Origin of the sequence: uncultured Maritalea sp., assembly GCF_937139385.1 — a bacterium.
GTDB classification, from domain to species: domain Bacteria; phylum Pseudomonadota; class Alphaproteobacteria; order Rhizobiales; family Devosiaceae; genus Maritalea; species Maritalea porphyrae_A.
In genome coordinates, this window is record NZ_CAKZPW010000306.1 from 1 (window position 1) to 5,485 (window position 5,485).

General features: G+C 49.8%; 8 protein-coding genes. 3 read left to right on the forward strand and 5 right to left on the reverse strand.

The window, feature by feature from the left end:
* Nucleotides 1–508: 508 nt before the first annotated feature.
* The 4 genes from Q0231_RS12580 to Q0231_RS12595 all read right to left on the reverse strand — a co-directional run bounded on the left by Q0231_RS12580 (nt 509) and on the right by Q0231_RS12595 (nt 2,738).
* A complete protein-coding gene (locus tag Q0231_RS12580) occupies nt 509–850 on the reverse strand; it encodes a tRNA-binding protein (RefSeq protein WP_299347904.1) in 342 nt (113 codons plus the stop codon).
* Nucleotides 847–1,665 (reverse strand): pyrroline-5-carboxylate reductase, encoded by an 819-nt coding sequence (proC, locus tag Q0231_RS12585; protein WP_269394759.1) that lies wholly within the window; start codon nt 1,663–1,665, stop codon nt 847–849. Before proC ends, Q0231_RS12580 begins: the two co-directional genes overlap by 4 nt.
* Before the next feature lie 12 nt (nt 1,666–1,677).
* On the reverse strand, nt 1,678–2,178 hold the full coding sequence (locus Q0231_RS12590; protein WP_269394758.1) for a YbjN domain-containing protein: 501 nt from the start codon (nt 2,176–2,178) through the stop codon (nt 1,678–1,680).
* A gap of 308 nt (nt 2,179–2,486) precedes the next feature.
* Nucleotides 2,487–2,738 carry an accessory factor UbiK family protein gene (locus Q0231_RS12595; protein WP_269394757.1) on the reverse strand — a complete coding sequence of 84 codons (252 nt, stop codon included), beginning with the start codon at nt 2,736–2,738 and terminating at the stop codon, nt 2,487–2,489.
* Between the two features lie 134 nt (nt 2,739–2,872).
* On the opposite strand from Q0231_RS12595, the gene lgt reads away from it, so the two are divergent.
* Genes lgt through Q0231_RS12610 form a run of 3 tightly spaced genes read left to right on the forward strand, consistent with a single transcriptional unit; the run spans nt 2,873 to nt 4,963 of the window.
* The gene (gene lgt, locus Q0231_RS12600) at nt 2,873–3,745 is read left to right on the forward strand and encodes a prolipoprotein diacylglyceryl transferase (RefSeq protein ID WP_299347905.1); all 873 of its coding nucleotides are present in this window, start codon (nt 2,873–2,875) and stop codon (nt 3,743–3,745) included.
* Nucleotides 3,742–4,494 carry an SAM-dependent methyltransferase gene (locus Q0231_RS12605; RefSeq protein ID WP_299347906.1) on the forward strand — a complete coding sequence of 251 codons (753 nt, stop codon included), beginning with the start codon at nt 3,742–3,744 and terminating at the stop codon, nt 4,492–4,494. Before lgt ends, Q0231_RS12605 begins: the two co-directional genes overlap by 4 nt.
* Nucleotides 4,469–4,963 carry a hypothetical protein gene (locus Q0231_RS12610; protein WP_299347907.1) on the forward strand — a complete coding sequence of 165 codons (495 nt, stop codon included), beginning with the start codon at nt 4,469–4,471 and terminating at the stop codon, nt 4,961–4,963. The genes Q0231_RS12605 and Q0231_RS12610 overlap by 26 nt, the downstream gene beginning before the upstream one ends.
* Nucleotides 4,964–5,111: 148 nt before the next feature.
* Here the strand turns inward: Q0231_RS12610 and Q0231_RS12615 are convergent.
* Nucleotides 5,112–5,485, reverse strand: a 374-nt coding sequence (locus Q0231_RS12615) for a cytochrome b/b6 domain-containing protein (protein ID WP_299347908.1), incomplete at its 5' end; no start/stop codon positions are given.

Here is a 5,485-nt window from a genome sequence, read left to right on the forward strand (position 1 = left end):
GCCCTGCGACGGTTTCAAGAAAAGGTCCGCATATTGTGGCATGGGGTTTTGGGGACGGGGATAAGTTTTGTCAAAAAACCTCATCGAAGAGCTTGTCGAAGGATGGACCGCAGTGCACGACAGTCATGGTTGGACAAGCTCACCATGAGGTTGGGGGAAGCACAAAAGTTACCCCCGCGCCGCCTCCTCCCCCTCGCGCGTCATCCCGGATTTAGTCCGGGATCCAGGCGAGAACAACCGCCAACAAATGCGTTCGTGGTTTACTCCGGCCTGGTTCCCTGCCTGCGCAGGGATGACGGACAATATTGGCGCGAGCGTCTTGCCCAAATTCGCTGATCGAAATGAGCGCACTTTCACCGTTCGCCCACGCCGCCTCACCCCATGCCCACCTCTTCATCCTGAGCCTGTCGAAAGATGAGCTGCCGTGCACCACATTCATGGTTTCGCGGGCGCACTGCGTGGTTGAGGGAGACAAATAGGTGTCAGTTTATCAACAAGGATAAGCGTTTTAAATCAAACGTTTGCCGTTAGGCACCGGCTGATCAACTGCGGCCAAAACGATGTCGCCGTTTTCATCTTCAAAACCAAGCGTGAGCACTTCAGATTTCAGCGGACCTATTTGGCGTGGCGGGAAATTGACGACAGCCATCACCTGGCGGCCAATAAGATCATCGGCGGCATAATGAGCGGTAATTTGAGCTGAGGACTTTTTCACCCCAATATCTTCACCAAAATCGATCAGCAAAATATGCGCGGGCTTACGCGCCTGAGGGAAAGGGTGAACCTCAACAACAGTTCCCGTTCGGATATCTACTTTTAAGTAGTCATCAAAACTGATCTGATCTGTCACGCGCCCAGCTCTTCACTTCGTTTGCGCGCAGCGGTAACAGCCCGCACCATCAAATCGGTCAGACCATCCTCGCCCATAAGAATTTGCAGCGCGGCGAAGGTGGTGCCGTTAGGCGAAGTCACATTTTCGCGCAATGTGGCGGCGGCCGTATTTGGTTCAGCTTCCAAAAGCATGGCAGAACCAACAACGGTTTGCCGGGCCAATTCCATCGCCAACTGTGGGGCCAAGCCTTGGGCTTCCCCGGCGGCAGCCAGGGCCTCCACCATATTAAAAATATAGGCAGGGCCGGAACCAGAAACACCTGTTACAGCGTTGATATCGTCTTCGCTTTCCACCCAGAATGTGCGGCCCGAAGCGTCCAAAACATTGTCGACAACCACCTGATCGTCATATTCAACACCTTTGCCCGCAAAGGCGCCAATGGCACCCAAACCAATTTTGGCCGGCGTATTTGGGATCGTGCGCACAATGCGGTTCGTGCCCAATGCTTCACTCATCTGAGCAATCGAAATGCCCGCCATCACCGAAATCACCAATGTGTTCTCATCAACACAGGATTTTGCAGCAGGCAACACATCAGGCGCAACCTGCGGTTTAACTGCCAACACCAAAACCTGCGCCGGTTTGGCGGGCGGTTTGGCCAAAGTTGTAATGGAAATCTCAGAGGCTTTGTTGCGCACGTAGGGCGACGGATTGGGGTCAACCAAAATCAATTGGTCTGGCGACAGGCCCGCTTCAAGCCAGCCTACCGCCATCGCCATTCCCATTTGGCCAGCGCCTATGAGTACAACCGGCCCGACGTCAAATAATGGCATTCTTAAAAGCTCCTAAGCTGAGCCTACCGTTTCAAACATAACATGCGATAAGGCTTCATCGGCTGGTTTACCTGCCCAAACGACAAATTGAAAGGCTTGATAATATTGGTCGCAGCTCTCAACAGCCGAATGCAACAAAGCTTCGCACTGTTGTGGGGTAACTTCTGCCCCCCCGCTTAGAAGGTGCGAATTGCGGAACAGGACCATATTTTCCTTGTTCCAAATGTCAAAGTGACCAATCCACAATTGCTCATTGACCTTTGAGATCAATTGCTTGACCTCCACGCGCCGCGCTTCAGGTATCTTTAAATCGAATGCGCAAGCAATATGCAGCGACTCTAGATCTTCCATCCAAGAAAATGAGACATGATAATCGCTCCACCCGCCACGAATAGAGATCGAAATCTCATCCGCGTCAGCCCGCTCAAACGACCAATCATTTATTCCTGCAATGTGCTCGATGATATCCACCGGGTGCATTGCCCGTTCAATTTCCATCTCGATCAGCGACATAATCTCTCGCCTTTTCAAAGCTCGTGTTTTTACAGCACGGGAAATTGCCAGGGGGAGAAACCCGGCAAAACCCGTATGTGATACGCAACTTCAAGATCTGAAAAGTCGGCGTGCCGACCCTTTGGAAGTGGAAAGCGTTCGTTGCGAATCTTTTCTGCGTTAACGAACTGTACCCCGACCATCCCATGTGGGAATTGTAAAACAACGATTCCCACCAAATCTCTTGTGGATGATCAGGCCGACATGGTTAACAGCTTGTTAATTTCAAGCGTTATACACATGCCTTTTATGTGCTGAAATGAGACGGCTTAGCTAGTTTTCTTCTTCGAACGCAAAGCATCGAGCTCTTTACGCAGGTCAGCAATCTCTTCACTTTGGATTTGCACAAGTTCACGCAAGGCATCAAATTCTTCGCGCTTGGTCAGGTCCATATCGTTGACCAGACGTTCCATCTGCGCTTTGACCGCTGTTTCAGCTTCGCGGCGCACTCCGTCTGCAACCCCTGCTGCATCGTTCATCAATTTGCCCAGATCGTCGAAAATCTTATTTCCATCACGCATGGCTTTGCCCCTTTAATGGTCGGGTGAAAAGATCAGTTTCAAATCAGTTATGTAAGCATCAATTGCTGCCTTGACCAGTGCTACGGTGAAATGCATGGTGCGGTAAATTACCCTATTAAGGTGAGTGAAGCGCTTTGCCCTTTCCAAATATCGACCCAATTGCCTTTTCGCTTGGCCCGATTGTCATCCGCTGGTACGCCCTCGCCTATCTTGCGGGCATCCTTTTTGCGTGGGCCTATGGCCGCCATTTAATTCTGCAAAAGCCGCTTTGGGGCAAAGTGCAAGCCCCCTTCACCCCAACCCAATTGATCGACTTCATATTTTGGGCGGTGCTTGGCGTTATTATCGGCGGTCGTATCGGCTATGTGTTGTTTTATGACATTTTGCTCAGCGTGGGGCTGCACTGGAGCGCAGGTATTGGCGGCATTTTTGCGGGCAGCTATTTCTTGCAAAACCCCGTAGATATCCCACAAATCTGGCAAGGCGGCATGTCGTTTCACGGCGGACTATTTGGCCTTGTGATCGCCTTATGGCTTTACGCCCGCCATATTGGGACAAACGTTCTATCCGCAGTTGACCTGCTGGCCCTCATCAGCCCGTTCGGCTTGCTGTTTGGCCGGATCGCCAACTTTATCAACGCTGAGCTTTATGGCCGCGTCACCAACATGCCTTGGGGCGTCGTGTTCCCCACCGGAGGACCTGACCCGCGCCACCCCAGCCAGCTTTATGAAGGCCTGCTTGAAGGGTTACTATTGTTCCTGATCTTGCGGGTCGTCAGCCACAACTTCCAAGGATTGCGCAGACCCGGCCTTTGTGCGGGCATTTTCGGCATCGGTTATGGCGTTAGCCGCATCTTGGTGGAAACCGTGCGCGAACCAGACGCCCACATTGGTCTGTTGCCCTTCAACCTGACGATGGGCATGATCCTTTCCATCCCCATTGCCTTGGCAGGTTTGGGGCTAATTTGGAACGCATTGCGCAAACACCCAACGGCCCGCGCCCTATGAGCGATCACGATTTTTCCTTAAGCGAACTGATAAATGTGCAAATCATGTCGCAAGGGCCGATGTCGCTTTCGACCTATATGAGCCTTGCCCTCACCCACCCAATCCTTGGCTATTACAAAAAAGCTGACCCGCTAGGCAAAGCCGGGGACTTCATCACCGCGCCCGAGATCAGCCAAATGTTTGGCGAAATGATTGGCATTTGGGTGGCACAGACTTGGGCGCAACTTGGTAACCCCAAACAGTTTTCGTTGGTGGAACTTGGTCCCGGCCGCGGCACATTGATGGCGGATTGCGTGCGTGTGCTTTCTCAAGTACCGGGCATTCTTGACGCCGCCAAAATCAATCTGATCGAAACCAACCCAGTGCTGATTGAAAAACAACGGACAAACTTGCACGGCCACAATGTGGTTTGGCGGTCCGAAATTGATCAACTTAGCGCTGAAGACGGTCCGCTGATTTTCGTCGCGAATGAGTTTTTTGACGCACTGCCGATCAAACAGTTCCAACGCGCCAATGGCAATTGGCACGAGCGTTTGGTCGGCCTAAAAGAAGGTGCGCGCACTTGGGGCCTTTCCCCTACGCCATTGCCCGACGATGCATTTCCAAGTGAACTCAACGCTGAAGAGAACGCAATTTGGGAAACCAACTTCATCGCCCAACAAGTCGTCAAAGACATCGCTGACCTCATCAACCGCAATGGCGGTGCATTGCTGGCCATTGATTATGGGTATGGCAAAAGCCAATGGTGAAAACCGCGCTCAAAAGGCAGTTGAAAATGCTATTTCGTCGCCGCTGTTAAACGATAGCCATATTAAAGGAGCGAAGTATGTTTTGCTCAATATCACTTTTGGTTCCGATGAAATCTCAATGGATGAGATTACGGAAATCACAGATTTTATTCAAGATGAAGCTGGCGCAACTGCAGATGTAATTTGGGGTTATGGCCAAGATGAGGAGTTAGGAAATGACATTAGCATCACGCTAATCGCCACCGGCTTTGAAACCTCTGGTAATTCAGATATGGATTATGGTCTGCGTCCACAGAAGAAAGTAATTGGATTAGAAGATGAACTACCAACAAAGCAAGAGGCGCCGGTAATTCCTGCTCCAGTCGCCAAAATGGAAACTGCTGAAAAGCAACCAGAAATATTTGCAGAAGAAAGATTAGGAAAAATTAAAGTATTTGCCCGATGTCCAGCTAATTTTGAAAAAGGATAAAACTCTTTAAAGGAATTAAATTTTTTCGCTTCATCTTGCATCGCTCGCTACCCACTTATTTATTAATACCACTGTCACCCAGAAGATTTAAACAGTTTATACCGCTTTCAAACAATAATGAAAGTAACATTTACTTTTCAGTGTTGCCTCAAATCATACGCTTTAGTACATCATTCTCTTTGCCATCTACGATACGATGCTTCACAACCCCTGCCAAATGCAAACTCAATAACACCACAAATGACCATGCTGTAAATGTATGTACTTGATGGGCGATAGCATTCCAGTATTCACTTTTAGGGGTGATGTCCGGCACGGTGAGAATACCAAATATATCAACACCCTCGACATAAGCATAAGTACTGCTCATTAAATAACCGGACCATGTCATCGAAAACATTGCGACATATAAGCCAATATGAACGCTGTGCGACAATTGATGTTCCCATTTTTTAAAGCTTTTAATGGGGGATGGCACAGGGTCTTTCAGGCGAACAGGTAATCGCAACATTACCAGTAATA